Genomic DNA, 20,608 nt, shown 5'->3' with positions numbered 1-20,608 from the left:
GTTGCGAGGAAATAAGCGACGCAGGAGCGCCGAGAAAGAATTTTTGGAGGAGGGACCGGCGCGTAGCGCCCTGGTTGCGTGGAGGGCCCGCCCAGCGATGATGGGATACCAGAAGGCACAACGTGGTTGGGCACCTGTTCATAGTGATCCATGGCTGTGCTCGCCGATATCCGATGACCGTCGTCGAGCTCAAGGCGCTTCCACAGTGGCTTACGGCGGTCGTCGTAATCGACGATGTTCATTTGGTCGCTTGGTTTCTACTACTTGACCGCACGTTTGGAGCAAACAACGGTCAGGCAAGCGACACACCACAGCTTTGACGAGATTTCTCTAAATTTTGATCAGCACTTCACGTTAATAAAACGTGTAATGGCCAGCATTCTTTCGCTGAGTCTTCAGACTTGATTCTTAGCTTGAATTTCAAGGACAGAGAGTTTTGAGCTGGACAGGCAAGCGGTCACCTGCGTGTGGTCGAAGTGACAAATTAAAAGTTTGGTTTAGGCTTGCCAGATGGCTGAAGAACTCTGGCAAGATCAGATATCGCTGGACTCTGTCCGGTCTCTATTTCGCGCCCACGGCTGCGCATCTGGAGTCTTCAAGCTCTTGGGACCTAACAATAACTCGAAGAACCAGATATACCTTGGACCGGACCTGAGCGCTGTCTCCATGCTTCCTTCGGGGGATGTCCTCCAGTATCCAGGTGCATCCAATAAGCCAGGCGCTGGCGACCGCCCGATATATCATGCCAGCGTCAACTGGACGTGGCTTTCGCCCGAGGGAGCCTCGCCTGCCCCTCATGCCCAGCTGATCTACTATCCTCAGTACCCTGAAGTGAGATTCTCCGGATTCCTCAAGGGAAGCCCAGGGGCACCTAACGAATTCATGAGTCCTGTACGCCGTGGTAAGGAACCCGGCCGCATTCTCTTTATTGGAGTTAACGAGGAGAAGCAGCAGGTATATGGCCTCGTTGCCAGCGTGCACAGCCCCGCTGCTGCGTATATCCGATCAATAGCGGAAGAGGACCAAGACCTGTTGGTCCCCTTCCGCTTCAATGTGCAGGACCAGCAGCTACAGGGGAGGGAGCTGTTGCTTTCGGAATTCGGGAGAATACACCGACTCGGGTGGGTGGCTTCCAGCCAGCTACAACTCGACGGAAGGTTCGGTCCTTGTGTGGGCAACAGGTGTGGCGGGCACACTCTCGAAGCACATTTGGGTATTACAGCAAATGGCTTCGCAGACCCTGACTTCGCCGGATGGGAAGTCAAACAATATAACGTCGCGGCGTGGCACAGGGCGGCAAGTAAACCGGTCACCCTGTTCACCCCGCAGCCTGACCGCGGGAAATACGCCGAGCATGACACTACCTGGTTCGTGCACCAGTATGGACGGCAAACGCGGGCTGACCGTTACGACTTCACCGGCCGCCATAGCGTCGGACAAGGGCCGAACGCTACCACAGGGCTGCGGCTGGAGCTTTCCGGCTACGACCCGCACGCAAGTATTGCCAAGGACCGGATCACCGCGGACGGCGCGATCAACCTCATCGACGCCGAAGGTGACGTCGCTGCCGGCTGGTCCTTCGCCAAGCTGCTAGGGCATTGGAAACGCAAACACGCTCAAGCAGCGTACCTGCCATCCATGAGCCGGACAGATCCAGTCGCCGGGAATCAGTTTTCGTTTGGTTCACATACACACCTTGGTGAGGGCACCACGTTTCTACTGTTTTTGGAAGCGCTGGCTGCTGGACATATTTCCTACGACCCGGGCTGTCACACCACGCTGCTAGGCAACGGGAGGTGGCAGTCCAAGCCCCGGAACCAGATCCGCATTAAGCACAACCAGCTGTCCCAGATCTACGAATCCTACGAGAAAGTCGACCTATTCTAACCGAGGAATCGTTTCATTTCCTCGGCAACGGCAGTCACAGCCGGCACTACGACACTGTTGCCGAACTGTCGGTATGCCTGAGTGTCAGAGACCGGGATCTCGTACGATTCAGGAAAGCCCATAAGGCGGGCGCACTCACGCGGCGTCAGCCGGCGCGGACGTTCTCCGATGCCACGAGAGACTAAGATCTCTGAACCGTCCTTGTGGTAGCGGGCCGACAGGGTGCGGGCCACCGATTCCGGTCCGACCAGACCATATCCGAAGCCATTGCCAGCGGCACGGTGCTTAGCCGCGTAGTTCTTCAGGTAGATCCACAAGTTCGGTGTCAGGATGTACTTCTCGTTCACAGTGGCTTTCTTACCCTCTGTGAAAGGAGCCTCTGCGACCTCGGAACCGTCCTCAGGATGAAGGATTGAGACCATAGTCGGGTTGATTATTTTCGAGCTACCGTCCACATTCCGTTGGGACACAAGATTGTCAAAGCTGAACCCATCGTCCCCCTCGAACGCCGATGGGTCCTTGAATCCAACGATAATGATGCGCTGTCGGCCTTGCGGCACGTAGGAGGCGCCATTGACAACTTTGAAACGGATCGCGTAGCCGAGCTCTTCCGTCAATGTCCGCTCGATAACTTTGAAAGTACGTCCCTTGTCGTGTGACAGCAAGTTCTTAACATTTTCAAGCATGAAAGCTTTTGGCTGCTTCTCCTCGATAATACGGGCGACATCAAAGAACAAGGTCCCTTGAGTCGCGTCAGCAAATCCATGCTCGCGCCCCAGTGAGTTCTTTTTCGAGACCCCAGCGATTGAGAATGGCTGGCAAGGGAACCCCGCCAGCAAGACATCGTGGTCCGGGATAGTGGCCGCGTCAATCCTCGTGATGTCACCCGCGAACACGTGGCCGGATTCCTCTTCGTGGAGGCCGTCCACGAAGCCAGGCAGAACGTGTCCGAAGTTCCGAGCGTAGGTCTGTTGAGCGAACTTATTCCACTCCGAAGTGAAGACGCAGTCACCGCCGATTGACTCAAAAGCCAAACGAATCCCGCCAATTCCGGCAAACAAGTCAATGAATCGAAACGATGGCGCGCTGACGGGAGTCGGGACAGTTGCTTCTGCGCGGTGATGTTGAATCTCTTCTAGGGCCGCTCTAAGGTACGGCGGGCATTCTGTTTCTCCGGCTTCCCAGCGAGCGACAGTCTTAGGTACCACCTCAAGCAGCGCGGCTAGCTTGGCTTGGCTGTAGGTCTTACGCAGCTCCTGCAGCAGGGCTCGGGGGGTGGTAGCTTGTTCGGCTGGTGCTAGCGTCATGAAACGCTCCATTCATGGGGAATTTGTACGGTCATTCTGTCCACTAATATTCCCCATTTTACTCGTATGTTCAAATCGACACGCCGCAGTGTATCGAACATCTCTTCGAGTTAGATTGTGCGGTGATTCCAACGGGGCGAAGGAGCAGAGCGGCTATCGACATTTGTCATCGTGAGGTAAAAGCAGAGGTGCGCCTGTGGCGGCTCGCCAGTGTCTGGGAGGGAACGGGACTATGGTTCTTTTCTCAACTGGATTTGAAAGGCGAACAGCTGGTCCAAGTCTCGCTCGTCGACAAGACGCCAAGGGTACCCGTGGTTACGAACCTTCCCTTTTTCGTTCAGACGCATGGCGAATTCGAAGATGATGCGCCGGGCCGCGACAAGAGAAACGAACCGATCGATATGGGGGCGTTCGCAATACAAGAGGCCCGTATACCGGTACTGGACGTGGCCGCCATTTTTGCGGCTCTCGGCCACGATGAAAACAGCCCTTGAATGCTTTTGCTCTAACCGATCGGACAGCTTTTTGTGATTCCACTTGCCGAGGACCTGGTCGTTTTTGAAGAGGCTGAGACTCGGAGGGGAAGTCGAAGGACCAAGCCAAAGGCCCTTATTGTTTCCGGTTGTAGTGACCTGTGAGTAGCATGACATGACGCCCTTGTCATTGGGTGCCCCGATGACGTGGATACGGCTCAGCATGGGTCCAGAGATTAGCCATTGAGGGCCGCACTGGAACAGGTTGATCTTTCCTGATGATGACTGTTTTCCATTTTGAAGTTTGCACTTGATCTCAATGCCATGAAAGTCTGCTTCGGGGCTGTTATTCTCTTCGATCCCCACAAGCGATTCGAATGTGTATCCGATCCCTGTGTCGCCCGTGCGAAGGCTGTCCACCCACCCCAGCGCCTTCACCTCGTCAAATCTCTTCAAGAGCTCTCCAAGGTTTTCATCCACGACAAATTGGGAAGCGTCAAGCGGTAGTAGCACGTAGGCACCAGGGCTCGTCAAGCTACTTCCTGCGAAAAGGATCCCCACGAGTGCAGTGAACCGCGGATCTAGATCCTCAAGGACAACATCCACATAGTAAACAATTTCTCCGGATGCGTATCTAATCTGGGTCATGATGATTAGACGACGGCCATGGGCGTGGTCGTTTAGAAGCGGGCTAGCTCGCGTGATCCTGCGTTCAGGGTACTTTTGGTAATAGCGCCACGAGAGATCACTGGCCTGCTTCGAAGTTGTGTTAGTCGCGGAGAAAATTTTGCTAGCGTTTTCCTTAGGGTCCATGATTGGCAATTCTGGAAAAAATCCGTAGCTTGCTGGTGGAATCAGGACGCCATGCTTGCTGTTGTTATCGTTCGTCGTCAGAATCTTGGCGAAAATCTCGCCCGAGACGAAATCGAACTCGTCGGTGATCGTTCGTGCGTAGGACATAGGTGAGTCGTAAATGGTCGGCTCGTCTTTCTTATTCTGATAGTCGTGCTGTCCCGAGTAAACCGAGCCAATTTTGACGTGCTGCTAAACGTCATGCCCGCATTGCATAAGGGCGATTCGTGGAACGTGAACGCGGGCATAATTCGCAACAGATTGCTCTATGCGTCGTTGTCCGAGGGCTAATGATGTAGATATGAGATGGCGGCGCTCCTCTGCAGGGCTAAAGACGTCGAGAGGAGGCGATTGCGATCAAGGCTTTCTAGATCAATTATCAGAAGTCTGCGTGGCAGAGGTCGTAAATAGGTTTCAGTCCAAAATGGCTCATTGTCGGTGTTCAATCCAATGCTCTTTCAGCCAATCCACCTGGTTTGAGCTGGCCGCGACTGTCAGCGGCAGGCCCTGAAGGTTCTGATACGTGGGATATTCCAGCAGGGCCGGTGAGACGTCGATTGTCAGCGACTCAGGGTGAATTGCAATGAGGCCTAAGTCGAAGAGCCTATGAAGATCGCGACGCATGAGGAGCCCCCCGTGTTCGTGGTGTTCACCTACTTTCGCAAAGCTGTAGAGGTGCGCAGCCTCGAGGGCGGCGGCGGGGCTCTTGCCTGTAAAGGCACAGATGGACCCCATCTTTGCAAGTAGCGACCGGCGGAAGGCGTCCTGGCCAATACGAACGCGCACATTCGCGGTTTTGTGCCCACCATTGATCATTCGCTGCGAAGCCTCGACGACTGAAAGCACTTCAATACCGTTCGTCTCCGCGACGGCTTTCCTAAATTCATCCCATTTGAGTGGTCGCAAGCTGAGCTGCGATTTTGGGCTTTCACAGAGCGTGCGCAGCAGGGCGCCCGAGAGTGCACCAGATAGATCGACCCAGCCACGGCCGTGCGCCGAGGTGTATTCCACGACTTCCTTTATGGTCGTGATGGCGTGTTCAAAGTCAGTGTGGCATTTGAAGCATCTGTATCGCGGCGCCTTCGTCTTGCGGGGCTTGATATGGGCCTTTCCGCAGTTCGGACAGCTATAGACGGGTTTGGTTCTCGTCGAGGTCTCGATTGACTCGACGATCGACGCGCCGATGCTGGATTTCTTGTCCCACAGGACCACTGCGTCGCCGACTGAAATTCGAGAGTGGTTTGGGACCGTGCTGTCCCATTTATAGTGGGATTCCGGTTCGTCGTCGTAGCCATCATTGCTACCAAAAGCCCGATCATCGCCCACCGCCAAGAGGAGCCATGCTGCCGGCTGCCCGCCAGGGAGTGGCATGGGAGTATGAATTTCAGTACTCGCCGCTGTGGCGTTTAAAGCCAGGATAGTTCGTGCCATTTCGGGTAGGACTGAAGATTGAGTGCCGCCGCCAAGCTTCACAAGGTCGCTGTTCCCTTGGCGCACATAGGCTTCTAGGTCGCCTTCCTCCACGACCCAAGTATTCCCATTGACCTGGTGACCCTTGATGATTCCGTCGCGCAGTTTCTGACGGAGCGTTTTGGGGTGGATTCTTAATCTTGCGGCGGCTTCGGTTGCTGTGAGCGACATGCCTTAGCTTAACCCAACGTGATGTAAGAGTTGCATGGCGCAAAACAGCTCGCAGGAGTGTCGCTTTCCCACACCCAAACGCACCCACACTGCGCCCCTCTGATGATGCGCTGAGGTAGGCAACAGCAAGTATTTTGGGGTCAAAAGGGGGAGCCAGTATGCCATCTTTCGGGTCGGTATCGGATGGAATTTCAGCGTGGTGTCGAATGCTTTAGAAAGCTCAACCACCTAAACCAGCTAAACCAGCGGATCTCCTCGCAGCTTGTCCTCGTCCGTCAGCTACTCGTGACTTCCGATGCACGGCCGTCTTCATTGTCGATGAGACCATACGGCGGATCATCGGGATTCTGCGTGTATCGGACAACGATGTGCTGGTCAGCGACAGACGGAGGCTGGTTATCAACGAAGATGACCTGCGCACCGGGGTGCGTGACGAGCCAGCCAACGACGTGGCGGTAGATGTTCTCCACGATGTTCCGGCTGCGAGTGGTGATGAGTCGGCCGATCTCGGCGCCGTCATCGTCTGTTCCCGTGTCTGGTACAGGAGACACAGTTACGGAGCCTGGGACGAGGTTCTTTTGGGGACTATCGATGATGACGAATCCGGGGTGGCCCGAACCTTCCTCGAACGCCAACTCGAAGAGCGCGAGTTCCCAAGCGAGTGCGATGAGTGTCATGGCCCCGGAAGAGCCGACTTTGTCATAGCGGCGCCCGCGAACGAATGGCACGAGGTTCCGCTCAACGCGCACAAGATCGACTTTCGGATAGCCGAAGTCTTCGAGGATCTTGAAGAGGCGTTCGCCGATCCTGTCGAGAATGGTGTCCCGCGGCGTCTCGTTCTTCAAATACTGAGCCTTGCGCGCTCGCGCGTCCTTGAGAGCGGCTGACGCTTGCAGCAGCTCCACTTCCTTCTGCTGGAGTTGTAGAAGCATCTGCCGGGCTCGGAGCATCGTTTTGAGTTCTACACGAGTGTCACCGAGCGACTGCTGGATTGCATCGCGTTGCGTCAGGAATGGAGAGATGACTTCGCCCGAGATCTGGTCGAGCGCTGATTGGGCCTCTCGTACCTTCGTGTCGGCGATGCTCAGGTTCCTCCGAAGCTCGTCACCCTCTGCCCGCACCTCTTGAGCAAACTCAAGAAGCTGCTTCAGACGTCGCGCAAGACTGCGCCGTTCCGTGGAGAGGTCTGGAACGCTCTCGCCATCGGTCACATCTGACTTCAGATGTGAGTGGCAAAGTGAACACTCGTCGTCCACGATCTCGGGCGGAGACTGGAGCTTGTTCTGGCAAACCGGGCACGTCACGACGGAGAGAGAGTCGAACAGATTTAGCGATTCAGCGACGAGATCGAGACGGCGTATCTCATCTGCATACTGAGAGCGAAGGGGCTCGAGGCGGCGAGCAAGAGTATCTCGGTCTCGCAACTCGGCCTGAATGCGCTGTGCGTCTCTCTCGTTGCGAGCGTAGCTGGCGCGCAACTCAGCGGTGAAGTCGCCACTGGCTGAGATGTTGCCGTCGATGGTCTGCCGTTGTGCGTTGAGTGCAGCCACCTGGACCCTGAGACCGTCGGACTCCGAGTCAATCTCTCCGATGGTGGTGAACCCTGCATCGGTCATGAACGTCCTAAGTGTCTGGACTGCTCGCGTGAGCTCCCGTTCTTCCGCAGCAAGATCTTCGACGGCGCGCGACAACGTTGAATGCTCGTTGTCGGATACCCCAAACAGAATGTTGACCACTTGATTGAGCTTGATGGAACGGTGCGGCTGTCTCTCGTATACGAGGTCGCCATTGTCGAGTCGCCGGTTGGTTAGGAACCAGAGCGGTTGCAGGTCTCTGAAGCTTAGAACGCTGGTTTTCGAGTCCTCCTGCGACGGCGACTGGTCCAAGCGGAGACCGCTGAGGCCACACAGCTGCAAGAGGTAATGAGACAGGGAGTCCGGGTCGGAGGGGTCGGACGTGAAGGATCGAAGAGGTGAGCCAGACATCGTGTCAAGGTCACCTGCATAGAGGTAGGCTCTCGTCACCCTCGAGCCGAGTGCCCGCTCGATGACATAGTGCACGGGCGGGCCACCGCCGGGCACCGCAATATCCACGGCAAGCTGAGCGGACCGTACATTGGCCAATACTTCGTCGTGTTCGGGGTGCTCCTTCGCGCCGAGGCACCAGTCGATGAGCTCAAGCACTGTGGTCTTGCCGGTGCTGATCTCTCCAGCGATAATCGACAGCTGCCGGGGTAGGCCCTTGCCATCAGCCTCTGTAAAGTCGACGCGATACTTGTGGTTTGGACCGAGCAACCGGAGCGCACGTATGTTGAAAGCGGGGGAAGTGGTCATGGTCGTTGGCAGTTCCTAGAAGAGTATGTCGCGTGATGTGAGCTCGGAGGCTTCAGCCTCGAACTCGCCGATTGTCGGACTGTCGATGAGGTCAAAGAGCACCGGGTCTACGCGAAGCCATGTCTCGAGTTGATCCCTCATCCTCGTCGGAGAAAGCTTTATCACGATGGGTGTAATTGTCTCGACGCTGAGTCGGTATGCGTCGGCGTATACCGAGCACAAACGGTCCGCAGATCGTCGTCCCAGATCGGTGACCGTGAACACTCTTGCCCCGTCGTGAACAGCGAGTCGAACCAGCCCGAAAGAGACCATTTGGGCGATGTCCGAAGCGACTCGTTCGCGTCGGGACACGAAGCGCTGGCTCGGGGATGCGTAGGTGATGGAGTGACGTCCGAATCCCTGCAGATGCAGCTGGCTGGAGGCGGGGGAATCCGACTCCAGCACCAAGAACGGATTCGCCGAGAGGAACTCGATGACTGATAGACGCTCGAGATCTAGCCTTTTGCCCTGAACCTGTGCACTCACTAGTACAAGAAGAAGCTGTGCCATCCGAAATGCGGGTACGGACTCGGCGCGCAGAGTCGATGTTGCGTTGCCGTTGGGGTCTATCGGGGTGCTCACGACTCTTCCTCCGTTCCTTCCCCAGTGCGTAGGCTGGGATTGCTGTTGGAGATCCCTGAACGGTGGTCTTTGGCGACATCACGCCAATCTCGGACCCATCCTGCACGACCATTATCTACAGCTTGATGCAGAAGGCCGATGCCGTGAATGACGTGTGCTCTGAGGTTCGCTGCCTCTTGCACGTGACTCGCTTCGATGCTTTCGGCCACGTTGCCATATAGCTGAGGGAAGCGTCGCACGGCCGACGTTTGGCACTCCGTATTGAAGGCTATCGACCAAGTTGATGACACCCGCACACGCCATGTCGATAGCGCAGAAACTTCGGACTTGATTCCTTTATCCGTGACCTCGCGCTCCAAGATCTCGGCATTGAAGAACGCTTCACGAGCAGCGAAAGTCTCTGGCAATCCAGCTTCGTTCATCTGGCGTACGAATAAAGCATCGTCGTACTTGGCGTCGTCGATAAGCTCCTCCAGTCCCCGTGAGCTCTCCGGGAGCTCAGTTGTGTGCGGCAGTGGGAAAAGAGGCGAGAAGTAGTGGTTTCTAACGTCCGCCCCGGCCGGTGACTGGAGTCGTCGCCGAAGCCGCCCAGCAGATTCGAGGCTCACTGTCAGATCGTCAGCTTTGGCCATTCGCTTCTGCCATCCCTCCCACCAAGTGAGCATTGGTCCGTCGAGTTCGCACGGAATGCAGAGCGTCCAGGAAGCAATCTTGTAACCATGTTCCTTTGCGGCTTTCTGGGCCGACTTGTACGACTCCCGCACATCGCCCTGCTGCGTCGAACCGAATCCGGCGATGAAGTACTTAGACTGCCAGATATGGACTTCGCCGCCATTTTCGAGTTCTCCGACATATGCGTCGATACCCCAGTCGCCAGGGTTCGCCTGAACCTCCTGAACATCGGGATGAACGATTCCGACGATGTCTGCAACAAGGCGTTCGAACGCGTCGCGCGCGCCTGCGGGGCCAGAGAATCGTGTTTCCAGGAAGCGGAAGTCGATGTCGCCCGAGCCCACCACGGCAAGCTGAACTGACAATGGGCCCCCTCTAGCTTCGTTCGGTAACGTCAGCATATCGACTACTCATGGGCCGGCATAATCATTGTTGCGGTCGCTGTGACCAGAACTGTCGAGCAAACTAGGCGGAAAGCGCTGTTCGTGCAGATAGTCGAGAATTGGATCAAGTTGACCTGCTCCATGTTCAGCCATGCCAGCAGTGCTGGCCGCTAGGGCGTTTGGTGCGTCCACAGTTCAACTGCAGGCTTTGGCCGCGCAACAGTCCTCGGCAGCGTCATGAGTCAGTCCTATTGCACCGGCTGTCGTCACGGACATGAAGCCATGTGGCCGATGCTGCCTGAAGGCGTTTGGCTGATTATCGTCCGTGCTGAACGTTAGGATTTGGACGGCTTCACGCCGAGCTTTGCGGCTCGAATATGGGAACAATTGAGCATTCACAAACTGTCCGGCGTCTTAGGATGTGGATAGTCATGTGGATGACATTTAGAGTAGGCGCAATGCTGGTGGGTACGGAGCGGCGTCCGCACGATTCCCGGAGTGTTGGTGACAGACTATGACAATCGTTGGGCATTCACTCAAAAACGTGACCAGAAATTGAACCTATCCCGCCCCAAAGCATGCCAAAAACATGATCAACTTTTCGTTCAAAAACGTGAGTAAAACGTGACGTGGGCTGTTTTGGCCATTAAGGACCTCTGGCCTGCGGAGCATAACCGCAGGTCAGAGGCTCTTTTGTGTGCACCGGGCGGTGTGCCCCGGGCGGGAATTGAACCCACGACCAAGAGAATCTCACCATCTGGGTATCGGGTTTTGTTGTTGGTTCTCAAAATCATTGAGTTTTAGGGAATTTTGGTCGATTTCAAAGTTGATGATACGCCGTGGATGGTGATTGTTATTGTTTGAAAAGGGGGAGTGCTTTTCCGTGAGCCAGCGGCGCTGTTCGGGTGCGGGTTCAATTTCTGGGCAGAGTGGGCCACGTATGTGGTGCCCGATCGCGTGGAGGTCGCTGTCCATGGTGACTATTTTACGCGCGTGGCCTGATCGATTGTCGGTGCTGAGGTTGTGTATCTGGAGCGGACATGACCAGCAAAGCTAGCCATAGGAAATTTCGAGTGATCAAGTGAGCTATTCATCGTGGCTTGTCTGGAAGAACGTCAGACTGATTTTTTAGGAGCTAAAACAAGAGCCTAAATGGCGAAGGAAAGAATAGTCATTGTGCATTGAGAGCTTGTCGAACTCGTTCTATGTCTTGGGCTTCGTATCCGAGGGGATATGCAGGGGGCGTGTCTTCGTTTTCAAGTTCGATCAACCAGAAGTGCTCGAGCAACCCTTTGCAGTGGTCCGGTTCACGTCCGATGGGGTCTTTGTTTGCCGCCGCAAGGAACGAGCTCAAGTCAAGGCCCTCGGGAAAGTTGTCTAGCCAACGCGATGCAATAGAAGAATTTAGCTTGCTGCCCATTTCGATGGTGGTTTCGAGCTGTATGGCTTCTAGAGGTGGTTCCTTGTCCAACGGCGAGAATCTCGCAAATTCAATGAGGTAAGTTATGTGCTCTCTGCGAATATCCCAGTCGAAGAACTTCTTAACCCATTTGCTGGCGGTGAGGAGGCGGAGAGACTCTATGTCGTCGATTTCCTCGTAAAGCTCAATGAGTCCTTGGCACCCGGCTTCTATGGCTGGCACGGGGATGAGCTCCGGCTTGTCGTAGATTCCCATCCGAGTTCTGCCAGCCCTCGCGTCGTCGAGAATCGCCAGAAGCTCATCGATACCCAATCGTTGGGCTCCAATCGTGTGCAGGAATCCCGCGTACTCCCCGACGATGCAGGCCAAGGTACGGCTGTCGCTTTCGAGGCCGGTGGTGTTCTCGAGTTCAGCGGCCAGAGCGTCGACTTCGCTCCGGCGCTGTTCCATTTTTGTCATGGCCGGCAGAGCCTTCTCACGTAGCCTTTTTAAGCGTACTTCCTCAACATTCAAGGTCCGCTTACGGCCGCCAAGCGTCACAAGATGACGGGCATGGACATTATGGGCACGCACATCTCCATAGATGTCAAAGTTAAACAGGGCAACTCCAGCTCGTTCCCCGAATTCTTCAGCTTGACGAGTGAAACCTGACAGGGAAAAGAAGAGCACGGTTACGTTTCCATGCCCCGCACCGAGTGCGGACTGAACTGTGGGACCCCCAACTGGGACCGCCGTATGTTTCACCTGGGCGACTCCGCGATCGGAGACAACGTCGATGCCTTGGTCATTGCCAGAACCTGTGGTTCTGGCGTCCTGCATTCCAAGATGTGTGCGCATGTACCATGCTGCTAGATCCTCCGCATCGCTCCAATCAGCAAGCAGGATCTCCTGATTATGGCGAGAACGAAACGGCGTATTCATATTGGAACCATAGCTTCTCATGACGCCCGGACCGGTCAGCCACGCTGCGTACGTCGCGCTGCCTGTAGCTGTTGAGATTTTTGGCATGTTACTGGTCAATATGATCCCCAGTGAACTGTTCATGGGTGTGATGCGGGAGCAGACCCCGAGGCCGCCAGGGCAGGCCAGTATTCTTCTTTCAGTAGGCCCAGGATGGCCTGCGGCTTAGCGTTGATATGTGCGATTCACAACTGACGAAACACACGTCTCTTGCCATTGCTATTCATGGGTAGCATGAGGAATACGAAACTATCTGGGGAGCACCACCGTGGCTGGCAGTATCTACGACGAACTCATTGTATTTTCGGCGACACTCAAACCATGGCAACAGGATGCCCTTCGACGGCATGCAACTACAGCCGAACTACCTGACGAAGACATCGCAGTCTTGACAGATATTGCCTATGAAGCCAACCTCAAAGACAACGTCAGCCTTGACGAACGGGATGGCGAAAAGACCACATTCAGCAACCCTGCCGTAGTCCCATTCACTCAAAAGCATGTCCCCAGCAGTTCATCAGCAGCCCCACCGGTGGCCCTGTCCAAGATCCAACACATCCAGGGCGTCAATCGTCTGCGTCCTGGGGCTGAACTGACACTCAAACCTGCTGGGTTGAACATCATTTTCGGTTTGAATGGCGTGGGCAAGAGCGGATACACGAGAATCCTTAAATCGTGCTGTCACGCAAAAGCAAAAGAAGAAATCAAGGGCGATGTCTTCCAACCCGAACAACCTGAACCCCAAGCCAAAGTCTGGTATCAGTTGGGCGGCACCGACCTGGACCATGAGTGGAACCCACGGGTAGAAACTGACAACACTGACTTGCCTAGGGTTGCTGTGTATGACAGCCAGTCAGCATCAGTCCATGTAGGCAAGAGCCCCACAGAACTGTCCTTCATTCCCCCTGGCTTGGAACTTGTTACAAGCATGACGGCAACATATGGATCCGTCGCCCAAGAGGCAAAGAGCAGGATTGCTGTTCTCAAAGCAGAGCAGGTTCCAACCATTGTTGTGGATGCAGTGTCAACAAGTGTCCGCACCGCCATGGACTTTCTTGGTAGGGCTGCCGCCGTTGAATTGGTGACCACCCTTGGAACCCTGACGGACGACGACAAGCAAGACCTGACAACCCTACCGGGCGAGATATCCAACCTTAAAGGCAACAGCAAATCGGCTCGGGAAGGCACAGCCAAAGTTGCCAGCACGAACTACCGCACACAATCCAACCGCATCAAAACACTGGCTGGGAAGGTCAGCAACGAGCAGGTAGAAGCCCTACGGTCTATCTGGATCCGCTTGCGTGCGATTGACGCAGAACAGGCAGTGGAAATCCATCATGACTTCACGACTGAACCTGTCTCTGGCGTTCTTAGCCTTGATCCACCGATAGGTTTTGGGGGTTGCTCGGCGGTTTAAACACGAAATGCCCGTCTTTTAGGGGAAAATATGGCTTACCACAGTCAAATTTTCATACCTAAAAGAGGACATCTCGTAGATGTTAGTTTCCCATACCCGCACGGCCGTGTCAGTTTCCTTTGATGAGGAGAACCTTGTGTCGTCCACGGGACTGGTTCCGGTGATGCGTTTGGCCCAGGATGCGGGCCTGCATTCCCTGGCTGATGAGTGGCTCACGGTCCCGTCGGACAAGGGAGCGAACTCCGGGTTGAAGGTCGCTGCACTGGTGGCGGGCATGGTTGCCGGGGCCGATTCCATTGATGACATGGCCGTGCTGCGCCACGGCGGGATGAAGAAATCCTTCAAGGGTTGCTACGCCCCGTCAACGCTGGGCTCGTTCCTGCGCTCCTTCACGTTCGGGCATGTGAAACAACTCGATGCTGTCGCCTCCCGGTTTCTGGTCAATCTGGCACTGAAAGCACCCTTGTTCGGTGCCCCGGCCGGGGACGGCGAGTTCGTCTTTGTTGATGTTGACGACACGATCGTCGAAGTTCATGGGTACTTGAAGCAGGGTTCCGGTTATGGCTATTCCAAGGTCCGGGGCCTGAATGCCGTGTTGGCGACCGCGTCCCGGGAAGACACTGCCCCCGTCATCATTGGCCAGCGCCTGCGGAAAGGGGCTGCGAACTCCGCCCGCGGTGCGAACAAGTTCGTCACGGAAGCACTGGGCACTCTCAAGCGAACCAAGACGCCGGGGCCGGTGGTGTGTCGTTTTGATTCGGCCTACTACGGCTACCCCTCCGTCAGTGCAGCGTTGGCCGGTGGGGCCGATGTTACGGTCACGGTCCCGATGAACAAGGCCGTCAAACGCGCGATCACGGAGATCGCACAGGATGCGTGGACGCCCATTAAGTACACCAACGCCATCTATGACGAAGACACCCAAGCATGGGTGTCTGTGGCTGAAGTCGCGGAGATCCCGTTCACCGCGTTTTCCTCCAGAAAGAGCAGCGAGCGGGTCCCCGGGCGCCTGGTCGTGCGCCGCATCCCCGAGCTGAACCCCAAAGCCACAGCCGGGCAGCCGGCACTCTTTGACACGTACCGGTTCCATGCCTTTTTCACCACCATTGCCGAAGACAAGCTTGACGCGGTTGCTGCCGACAAGGTTCATCGCAAACATGCTCGAATCGAGCAGGTCAACGCAGATCTCAAAGACAGTGCACTGGCCCATCTGCCCTCGGGCAAGTTCGCGGCGAACTCGGCATGGCTGGTGGCAGCGGTCATGGCTTACAACCTCACCCGCACCACCGGGGTCCTCGCTTCCGGCCACTTCGCCAAGGCCAGGACCGGCACGATCCGCCGCAAGATCATTAACGTCCCGGCCCGAATAGCCTCCAGCGCACGACGCCAACAGCTGCACTTACCCCACCACTGGCCCTGGAAAACCGAGTGGGTGAACCTCTTCACCGCCACCCACGCACCACCACAAGCCGCATAAAGCCCGTCAACCAAGCCGAACCCGGCCCAACCCAAGGAACCAAAAGTGGAACACCACCGGCAGCGAGGCCGCCACCCACCGCTGCCCAAAAACGCCAAACCGTCAAGAACTGAGATTCAGACAATCTCCAAACCGGATCGGTGGATCAAGGCTTAGCCCAAAATGGAAGTCCATGTGGGATGCAGCTCAAGAATTCGCACGGGAAGAGCAAGAGCTCACAGATGGCTTCCCCTCTGACGACAGTGAATTTTGCCTACTCTGCCACCAGACACTCACGCCAGAAGCACATGACCGTCTAAACAATTTTAAGACTGCGATGGCAAAGGATCTGGACGCAGAAAAGCAACGGCTGACACGGCAGATGACGGCTATCATTGCCGGCATCAGGACTGCCGTATCTAGTGACAACATCAATGCGGACATGTTGACAGTCTTGGAAGCAGACCATCAGGAAGACATCACCAAGTTCCGTGCCAACCTTGCCCTGGTCAACCGACTGCTTGAAACACCAACAACGGGTCTGCTTGTAAGTAGCGAGCTCATTGACGAAATCACAGCACCGTTCCTTGACGATGAAGCAGTTAACCCAAGCGTCCTAATTCATCCGACAGTTGCTGGCGAGTTGGAAGAGACTGACAGCCTGTTTGAGACGATAGCCAAGGGTTTCGACGACACGGTGAAGGCTATCCAGGGCGAGACCGAGGATGGCTCTGACATTGCCGGTAAGGAAACACGGCTGTTGGAACTGCAAGAACGCTCCAAGGTTGCTGGTTCGCTTGAAGTCTTGCGAGACCACCACAACCGTCTTATTTACATCGGTGCCTTGGAAAAGGTGGGGGCTGAAACGGCGACTCGGGGGCTTTCCCTCAAGTCCAAGTCCTTGGTGAAGGACTACATTGAACGCATTGCCACTGACTTCACAGCCAACCTCCGCATGATGGAAAACTTGTCACAGAATGCTCCCGAGAGTGAAGCCCGTCTGCGGGTGAAGCTGGTTCAGTCTGTCGACCGTGGCATCAACACCATCGGCTTCAATGTGGACGGTGCAATCAGTGCCACCGAAAGGGCTAACGGAGTTCTCAGTGAGGGAGAACTCCGTGCGGTTACGGTTGCAGCGTTTCTTGCTGATGTCACCAGTAGCGATGATGGCTCAGCGATCATTTTTGACGACCCCATGACGAGCCTTGACCATGACTTTCAGACCAAAATCGCCGTACGGCTGGTTGAAGAAGCCCATCATCGACAGGTCATTATTTTTACCCACAATGTGTCTTTTGTGGGAGCACTGTGGCATGAAGGCGTGGAAAAGGACATCCGCCGGCAGGCACTGGCACAAATTGCCAACCCGACCAAGGTTGAAGCGAACTACGTTGAACTGACAAGGCATCCAGAAGAGGGGGCTGGGTTGAATATTGGCTTCTGTGGGCTCCGCCTGTGGTGCGGGTAAGCGCCATCGCTCGGCAGTGCGGCCGGTGTGGTTGAACACCACCATTGGTGTGGTTGAGCACCACCTGCAAGGCTCCTTCCACCATGTGATGGCCACGTGGTGGAAGGAGTACTGGTAATGGTACGGAAGATCAAAGCGAAGCTGGTGTTGCAGCTACGTAATCAAAACCTGTCGCGTAGAGCGATTGAGTCCGCTCACAAGATATCCCGGCACAGCATTCAGGCTGTCCTGGATGCGGCGCAGCTGGCAGGACTTGGTTGGGATGACGTCGCCGAGCTGTCGGAGGCCGAGGTATACACGGCGTTGTTTCCCGGCCGCGGGGTCCGGGAAAGCGTGTTCGCGCAGCCAGACTGGGCTCGGGTACACACCGAGCTGGCGCGGGTTGGGGTGACGTTGAAGCTTTTGCATCAGGAGTATGTCGACGAGACTTCTCGCGCGGGGCAAGCGGTCATGAGCTACGACAGGTTCTGTCGGCTTTATGGTGAGCACGCGGCCGTGACTGGAGCATCGTCCCGGGTTGGTCACAAGGCTGCCCGCAGCATCGAGGTGGACTGGTCCGGACCCACGATGCAACTGCTGGATCCGAGCACCGGTGAGCTCTCGAAAGTGTATTTGTTCGTCGCTTGCCTGCCGTTCAGCCGGTACGCGTTCGTGGAAGCGAGCCTGGATATGCGCCAGGGGTCCTGGCTGCGTGCACATGCATCGATGTTCGCCTTCTTCGGTGGCAGCGTTCCACGCCTGGTTCCCGACAATCTGAAGACCGGGGTGATCTCCCACCCCCGTGAGGGCGAGGTCGTTCTCAACGACGCCTACCGAGAAATGGCGGCGCACTATTCGGCCGCGGTACTGCCGGGCAGAGTTCGGGCACCAAAAGATAAGGCGAGCGTCGAAAACACGGTTTCACATGTTGCGACCTGGGTTATCGCGGGGCTTAGGCACGAGCAGTTCACGTCGTTGGCGCAGTTGCGCACCCGGATCCGGGAGAAGATCGATGCCTATAATCGGCAGCCGTTCCAGAAACGCCCCGGGTCCCGGCTCAGTGTGTTCACCACCGAGGAGCTGCCGCTGATGCAACCGCTACCGGCAGCTCCGTTCGAGATCAGCACGTGGATCTATAAGCGCAAGGTGAACAACAACGCTCACGTGGTCTGGGCGAAGAACTTCTACTCCGTGCCCTTTGGCCATATCGGCGCCCATGTTGACCTTCGCGTGACGGACACGATGCTGGAGGTTTATCGCAGTGATGAGCGTCTGACAAGCCACCTGCTGCTGCCGGCAAGCACGGTCAATCAGTATCAGAGCAACGACGCGGACTTGCCTGAGGGGCGCAGTTGGCAGGCTTGGGACCGGGACCGGATCGATGACTGGGCAGCCCGGATGGGCCCGGCTACGGTGACGGTGATCGGCAAGATCTTCGAAGCGGCCTCGATCGAGGAGGCTGGCTTTGACCCGGCGTTGGCGGTGCTACGCCTCTCTCGCCGGTTCTCCCCGGCCCGGGTCGAAGCGGCCTGTGTGCTGGCGTTGCGCGGGCCAATCCGCTCTCCTCGTTACGCACACCTGCGGCCAATCCTTGACACCGGGCAAGATAAAACGGGGCACGTCCCCGATGAGTCTGAGGCTGAGGACGGCGGATACGTCCGCGGCAGCGCCTACTACGCTGGCGGCACCCGATGAGCCGGCTGGACGGGGAGACCAAACGCAAGCTGCGTGAAATGAACGCCGGTGAACTCTTGGCCGCGATTGACAGTCAGGACGAGACGCTCAGCATCGGCATACCGTTCGAAGAGCGGGTGCGGTTAGTCGTCGATGACGCCTATTCCACCTTTACTCACTCCAAGGTCGAGGGTCTGATCCGGCGGGCGGGGCTGCGTTACCCAAACGCTGACCTGCGCCGCATTGATCTGCTCCAGGAGCGCAGCCTCAACCGAGAACTCCTGACCCAGCTCGGCACATGTTCCTTCGTGGCCCGACAGCAGAACGTTGTCTTCCAAGGATTCACCGGCTCGGGGAAATCGTATCTGGGATGCGCTCTGGCCAAACGCGCCTGCGAACACCGCATCAGAGCCCACTACGTCCGCATGCCCGACCTGGAGGAGGCCTGGGTCGCCGCGCAAGACAGCCCCGGCGGGTCCGGGAAGTTCCTGCGCAAGTACGCCGCGTTCACGTTGCTCGTCGTTGATGAGTGGTTGCTGGATCGGCCGACGGAATCGATGCGCGGCATGTTGCTGGAGCTGATGGAGCGCCGCTACGGCGAAACGTCAACCGTGTTCTGCACCCAGTATTCGCAGAAAGACTGGCACCAGCGCCTCGGCTCCGGTGTTCACGCGGACGCCATCATGGACAGGATCATCCACAACACGATCTGGGTCGAGACCGGCACCTACAACATGAGGGAGCACACCGCACAGGCCGACTCGTAATCCATGACGGAGGGCGTCAGTGGTTCCCAGCCACACCACCACTGGCGCTCTCTCACACGAACTGTGGTGCTGAACCGCACGATCAGGTGGTGCTCAAAGCCTCAAATACTCAGGGTTGCAAGTTGCGGGAACTGGCACGCCAACTCAGGGCTTCAAGAACCTTCTCGCCAAGCTTGAGCATGAAGTGATACCCGTTGCACGTAAGCATTACAGCGGGGCTGACATGGACATGACTGCTTATGCCAATGATTGCGTAAGGTTTGCCACCGACCTCCGTAACGCCTGGGAGTATGCGGTTGAGGAAATCATGATTGGTGGCGTGGTTGCACGAAATCAACCTGCCATCAGGACAGGCATGCTTTCCAGCCTGGTAGTAGTCACCCAGGCTGATGTGGGAGCGATAGATAACGGCATGGATGTTAATTCCTACTATGTTCATTCCACGGGTGCAGGTAGCCAAGTGTCTCTCCCTACTCCCGCTGACATGATGGATAGGGTAACAATGGCCCGAGACTGGGCAAAGGACTTCAATTCCCGTAAGAATGCCTACCGACAAAATAGTTAGAAGCACCCGCGCTGAATCTCTGTGACGACCTTGTGACCCATGCGTTGCAGTCTCACTGACCACAGGCTTGGTAGTCGACGGCTAGCCGTTCTCAAGGCGTGTATGGATTCTGGAGGGACAACAATCAGCCGTGTGCTGTATTGAGGCCGAATTGAAGACACTGTCGCAACGCTCTAAGCTATCGGAAATCAAGCGCTACCTTGCCTGAACCGCTTTGGAATGGACGTGCTTCAGCACATCGTTGGGGCTGATGATTCATGCCAGTATTGCCGAATTACGAGGGCTAGAAGATCGAATCTGCCGCGCGACCCCGGACTGCGTGCAGTCTCAATGGAAGTTCTTGGCTAACGGACGGTGTTCCGTCACGGGACTAAGGCGATCGGAGGTTCAATACTTATCCGCGTCAACCCTCAAGCGTCGTGGAGTTCCAAACCCGCGGAATCTCGCACGCATTGCGCCCATGGACGCGAAAAGGGGGAGTCCCTCCTGCAGGAAAAGGGAGGGGAACCGGTGGAAAATTCTGACGTATTGGGGGAGTAAAAGGGGAGTTGGCCCCAAATGGCCTCGGCTCTGCGGGGTATAACCGCAGGTCAGAGGCCCTTTTGTGCCCCGGGGCGGAATCGGACCGGCGGCCAAGAGATTAGCAATTGCTGTTTCCGGTCACTGTTGGTCATTGCCGATTGGTGCCTAGATTACGGGCTCGAGTGGACGTCCGTGGCGATTCGCCTACCGG

At 56.3% G+C, this 20,608-nt stretch carries 15 protein-coding genes; 7 read left to right on the top strand and 8 right to left on the bottom strand.

Annotated elements, in window-relative coordinates:
- Nucleotides 1-510 precede the first annotated feature (510 nt).
- A complete protein-coding gene (locus AC1L6K_RS20155) occupies nt 511-1,887 on the top strand; it encodes an MvaI/BcnI family restriction endonuclease (protein ID WP_480950598.1) in 1,377 nt (458 codons plus the stop codon).
- Here AC1L6K_RS20155 and dcm read toward each other — a convergent pair.
- The 8 genes from dcm to AC1L6K_RS20115 form a co-directional block, all read right to left on the bottom strand.
- Nucleotides 1,884-3,194: a DNA (cytosine-5-)-methyltransferase gene (dcm, locus tag AC1L6K_RS20150; RefSeq protein WP_480950597.1), complete on the bottom strand. Its 1,311-nt coding sequence runs from the start codon at nt 3,192-3,194 to the stop codon at nt 1,884-1,886. The genes AC1L6K_RS20155 and dcm overlap by 4 nt on opposite strands.
- 230 nt (nt 3,195-3,424) lie before the next feature.
- Entirely contained in the window at nt 3,425-4,627 is a 1,203-nt protein-coding gene (locus AC1L6K_RS20145; protein WP_480950596.1) for an MvaI/BcnI family restriction endonuclease, read from the bottom strand.
- A 321-nt stretch (nt 4,628-4,948) separates the two neighbouring features.
- A complete protein-coding gene (locus AC1L6K_RS20140; protein ID WP_480950595.1) occupies nt 4,949-6,160 on the bottom strand; it encodes an HNH endonuclease in 1,212 nt (403 codons plus the stop codon).
- Between the two features lie 275 nt (nt 6,161-6,435).
- Nucleotides 6,436-8,493, bottom strand: a complete 2,058-nt coding sequence (locus AC1L6K_RS20135; RefSeq protein ID WP_480950594.1) for a hypothetical protein — start codon at nt 8,491-8,493, stop codon at nt 6,436-6,438.
- A gap of 15 nt (nt 8,494-8,508) precedes the next feature.
- Entirely contained in the window at nt 8,509-9,114 is a 606-nt protein-coding gene (locus AC1L6K_RS20130) for a hypothetical protein (RefSeq protein ID WP_480950593.1), read from the bottom strand.
- A complete protein-coding gene (locus AC1L6K_RS20125; protein ID WP_480950592.1) occupies nt 9,111-10,151 on the bottom strand; it encodes a hypothetical protein in 1,041 nt (346 codons plus the stop codon). Before AC1L6K_RS20125 ends, AC1L6K_RS20130 begins: the two co-directional genes overlap by 4 nt.
- Nucleotides 10,152-10,919: 768 nt before the next feature.
- Complete coding sequence (locus tag AC1L6K_RS20120) at nt 10,920-11,144, bottom strand: hypothetical protein (protein ID WP_480950591.1); 225 nt, start codon at nt 11,142-11,144, stop codon at nt 10,920-10,922.
- Between the two features lie 196 nt (nt 11,145-11,340).
- Nucleotides 11,341-12,633 carry a restriction endonuclease gene (locus AC1L6K_RS20115; RefSeq protein ID WP_480950590.1) on the bottom strand — a complete coding sequence of 431 codons (1,293 nt, stop codon included), beginning with the start codon at nt 12,631-12,633 and terminating at the stop codon, nt 11,341-11,343.
- Nucleotides 12,634-12,817: 184 nt separating this feature from the next.
- Between AC1L6K_RS20115 and AC1L6K_RS20110 the strand changes: the two genes are divergently transcribed.
- The 6 genes from AC1L6K_RS20110 to AC1L6K_RS20085 all read left to right on the top strand — a co-directional run bounded on the left by AC1L6K_RS20110 (nt 12,818) and on the right by AC1L6K_RS20085 (nt 19,875).
- A complete protein-coding gene (locus AC1L6K_RS20110) occupies nt 12,818-13,966 on the top strand; it encodes a hypothetical protein (RefSeq protein ID WP_480950589.1) in 1,149 nt (382 codons plus the stop codon).
- A gap of 79 nt (nt 13,967-14,045) precedes the next feature.
- Nucleotides 14,046-15,443, top strand: a complete 1,398-nt coding sequence (locus tag AC1L6K_RS20105; protein ID WP_480949419.1) for an IS1380 family transposase — start codon at nt 14,046-14,048, stop codon at nt 15,441-15,443.
- 172 nt (nt 15,444-15,615) lie between these two features.
- On the top strand, nt 15,616-16,890 hold the full coding sequence (locus AC1L6K_RS20100) for an AAA family ATPase (RefSeq protein WP_480950588.1): 1,275 nt from the start codon (nt 15,616-15,618) through the stop codon (nt 16,888-16,890).
- A 117-nt stretch (nt 16,891-17,007) separates the two neighbouring features.
- The gene (istA, locus tag AC1L6K_RS20095; protein WP_480948876.1) at nt 17,008-18,564 is read left to right on the top strand and encodes an IS21 family transposase; all 1,557 of its coding nucleotides are present in this window, start codon (nt 17,008-17,010) and stop codon (nt 18,562-18,564) included.
- Nucleotides 18,561-19,310 carry an ATP-binding protein gene (locus AC1L6K_RS20090; protein WP_480948877.1) on the top strand — a complete coding sequence of 250 codons (750 nt, stop codon included), beginning with the start codon at nt 18,561-18,563 and terminating at the stop codon, nt 19,308-19,310. The genes istA and AC1L6K_RS20090 overlap by 4 nt, the downstream gene beginning before the upstream one ends.
- Before the next feature lie 115 nt (nt 19,311-19,425).
- Complete coding sequence (locus AC1L6K_RS20085) at nt 19,426-19,875, top strand: hypothetical protein (RefSeq protein ID WP_480950587.1); 450 nt, start codon at nt 19,426-19,428, stop codon at nt 19,873-19,875.
- The last annotated feature ends 733 nt before the right edge of the window (nt 19,876-20,608 follow it).

The sequence above is a fragment of the Specibacter sp. BI4 genome (assembly GCF_056680095.1).
This window is presented reverse-complemented; position numbering and strand designations above follow the sequence as displayed.

Bases quoted from the DNA above. Each gene is read 5' to 3' on its own strand.
- AC1L6K_RS20155 (WP_480950598.1), top strand. From the start codon at position 511: ATGGCTGAAGAACTCTGGCAAGATCAGATATCGCTGGACTCTGTCCGG.
- dcm (WP_480950597.1), bottom strand. From the start codon at position 3,194: ATGACGCTAGCACCAGCCGAACAAGCTACCACCCCCCGAGCCCTGCTG.
- AC1L6K_RS20145 (WP_480950596.1), bottom strand. From the start codon at position 4,627: ATGTCCTACGCACGAACGATCACCGACGAGTTCGATTTCGTCTCGGGC.
- AC1L6K_RS20140 (WP_480950595.1), bottom strand. From the start codon at position 6,160: ATGTCGCTCACAGCAACCGAAGCCGCCGCAAGATTAAGAATCCACCCC.
- AC1L6K_RS20135 (WP_480950594.1), bottom strand. From the start codon at position 8,493: ATGACCACTTCCCCCGCTTTCAACATACGTGCGCTCCGGTTGCTCGGT.
- AC1L6K_RS20120 (WP_480950591.1), bottom strand. From the start codon at position 11,144: ATGGACAGCGACCTCCACGCGATCGGGCACCACATACGTGGCCCACTC.
- AC1L6K_RS20115 (WP_480950590.1), bottom strand. From the start codon at position 12,633: ATGAACAGTTCACTGGGGATCATATTGACCAGTAACATGCCAAAAATC.
- AC1L6K_RS20105 (WP_480949419.1), top strand. From the start codon at position 14,046: ATGTTAGTTTCCCATACCCGCACGGCCGTGTCAGTTTCCTTTGATGAG.
- AC1L6K_RS20100 (WP_480950588.1), top strand. From the start codon at position 15,616: ATGTGGGATGCAGCTCAAGAATTCGCACGGGAAGAGCAAGAGCTCACA.
- istA (WP_480948876.1), top strand. From the start codon at position 17,008: ATGGTACGGAAGATCAAAGCGAAGCTGGTGTTGCAGCTACGTAATCAA.
- AC1L6K_RS20090 (WP_480948877.1), top strand. From the start codon at position 18,561: ATGAGCCGGCTGGACGGGGAGACCAAACGCAAGCTGCGTGAAATGAAC.